Origin of the sequence: Romboutsia sp. 13368 (genome assembly GCF_018336475.1) — a bacterium.
GTDB lineage: Bacteria > Bacillota > Clostridia > Peptostreptococcales > Peptostreptococcaceae > Romboutsia.
This window is the reverse complement of the sequence record NZ_CP048741.1, coordinates 530236-532082: the sequence shown is the minus strand read 5'-3', so window position 1 is coordinate 532082 and position 1847 is coordinate 530236. Positions and strand designations below refer to the sequence as shown.

Below are 1847 nucleotides of genomic sequence, written 5' to 3'. Positions count from 1 at the left end.
TATCTTTAAACCATTTNCTTTCATTTTATYCATTATTATCCCTGCTGTTTCTTCTATAGCCTTATTAGAAACATCTATTACTGGACATCCAACTTTTTTCATAATTTTTTCTGCATAATCTAATTCTTGAAGTATTCTTTCTAAATTAGCATAACTTGCATTACTTGATAAACCTAGTGCTTTTAATCTTTCATTTCTTATTGAGTTAAGTTTTTCTGGAGTATTAGTTAACCCCATAATCTTTTTAGGATCTATCTCAAATACTTCTTTAGGTATTGGTATTTCAGGTACTAAAGGTACATTAGCAACTTTTATATTTTTATTAGCTAAATACATACTAAGAGGAGTTTTAGAAGTTCTAGATATACCTAAAAGTACAATATCTGATTTTAATATTCCCCTTGGATCTTTTCCATCATCATATTTAACTGCAAATTCTATAGCTTCAACTCTTTTAAAGTATCTTTCATCTAATTTTCTTATAACTCCAGGCTCTCTTTTTGGATTTTTACCAGTCTTTTTAGATATTTGTTTAAGTAAAGGAGTCATTAAATCTATGTGGCTTAAATCTTCTTTTTCACAAAATTCCTTTGCTATATTTAATAAATTTTCTGAAACTAAAGTATATACTATTATAGCCTCTTCATTTTTACCACTTTCTAGTACTTCCTTTAAAAACTTTTCATCAGCTACATATGGAAATCTTCTTATTTCATAATCATTTTCTATATTAAATTGAGATAATGCAGCTTTAGTAACTTGCTGTGCTGTTTCTCCCACTGAGTCTGATATGACGTATACAACTAAATTTTCCATGTACTCCTCCTTAATTGTCAGTTAGCTCTAAAAATAACTTTGTTATATTAGTTTTAGACAGTCTTCCTATTACCTTAACATGATTTTCATCATCTTTATTAGTTTCAACTACTGGAATAGAATCTACTTCATGTTCTATTATCTTTTTAGTTGCCAATATTATATCATCATCTTTATTAGCCGTTACAACATTAGGTGTTCTAGTCATTATCATACCCACAGGTATTTTATTTATATCTGCACCTCCTATTGTTGCCTTTAACAAATCTTTTCTAGATACAATACCACATAAATTCTCATTATCATCTATTACAAATATACTTCCTACATCAGATAAAAACATTGTAACTATAGTATCATATATATTAGTATCCTGTTTTATAACTACAGGCATACTCATTATATCTTTTACTCTTTTATCTTTTATCTTATTACCTACTAAACTAGTCCCATTTATACCTGAGTAAAAATATCCTACTTTAGGTCTTGCATCTAATATACCAGTCATTGTAAGTATTGCTAAATCAGATCTTAATGTAGCTCTAGTCACATTTAAAATTGAAGCAATTTGTTCACTAGTTATAGGTTCATTTTCTTTTACTATATCTATTATCTTAAGTTGTCTTGGGTTAAGTTGAATAGTAGTCACCTTCTTTCAAATATAATATATATTTAATCAAATWTAATGGTGATGGTAAAATATAAGAATTTACTAAATCAAATTCAGTAACTATAGTCCATATAGCAAGTAAAATTACAATTGAAATACATGTTTTTGTAACTTTCTTTTTATTCATTTATTAACACTCCGTCTCCATTGTTGCATCCATTTGTGCAATAAAGCATTTCTACTAAATCATCTTTTTTATATAAATTATTTTTAAAGTATGATTTTATATTTTCTGCGCCTGAAATACTGCTAACCTTAGCCTCTAAACTTTCAAAATATCCAGGTGGTATTGGACTAGCATCAAGTAATTTAGCTTCAGCTTTTTCAGTATTATTTAAATCTTTTATAAATTCTTTCCAAC

At 27.3% G+C, this 1847-nt stretch carries 3 protein-coding genes; all 3 read right to left on the bottom strand.

Annotated features, from left to right (window positions below; genetic code table 11):
• The coding region (locus tag G3997_RS02280) for a pyruvate, water dikinase regulatory protein (protein WP_296647440.1) at positions 1–816 on the bottom strand (816 nt) is incomplete at its 3' end.
• 10 nt (positions 817–826) lie between these two features.
• Entirely contained in the window at positions 827–1465 is a 639-nt protein-coding gene (locus tag G3997_RS02275) for a helix-turn-helix transcriptional regulator (RefSeq protein WP_296647435.1), read from the bottom strand.
• A complete protein-coding gene (locus G3997_RS02270; RefSeq protein WP_296647428.1) occupies positions 1446–1613 on the bottom strand; it encodes a hypothetical protein in 168 nt (55 codons plus the stop codon). The genes G3997_RS02275 and G3997_RS02270 overlap by 20 nt, the downstream gene beginning before the upstream one ends.
• Between the last annotated feature and the right edge of the window lie 234 nt (positions 1614–1847).